The 348-nt window shown below is 38.5% G+C and carries 1 protein-coding gene; it reads right to left on the bottom strand.

Features of this window, described 5'->3' with window-relative positions; translation table 11 throughout:
* Positions 1–348 (bottom strand): DUF389 domain-containing protein (locus HMPREF2893_RS05355; protein WP_148131924.1); only part of this gene is annotated, 348 nt, incomplete at both ends.

Raw genomic sequence — 348 nt, 5'->3', positions numbered from 1 at the left:
ACTCTTTTCCTACAAACTGTTTGATCCCTTCTTTGCGCGCTTGTTCTATTGTCAGAGTAACTGCCGAATAGCTAGCTGGAAGAATCAACAATACAATCAAAGAAATCAAGCCAATTCTCATTTTAATGCTCAGCTCTTTAAATGAAGTTAAAGGAGATTTTCTCATCAAAATTCTTGTTCCAACAATGTTGGCTAGCATGATAAAGACACAGTTGATCAAGAAAAGATAGAGAGCCCCCAATAAAAATCGTACATTCCCATTAGCTAAACCATAGCCAGCAGTACAGATAGGCGGCATCAAAGCTGTAGCAATGGCTACTCCTGGCACGATATTGTTTGCTTCTTTTT

Source organism: Streptococcus sp. HMSC072C09, from assembly GCF_001813105.1.
GTDB lineage: Bacteria > Bacillota > Bacilli > Lactobacillales > Streptococcaceae > Streptococcus.
This window is presented reverse-complemented; position numbering and strand designations above follow the sequence as displayed.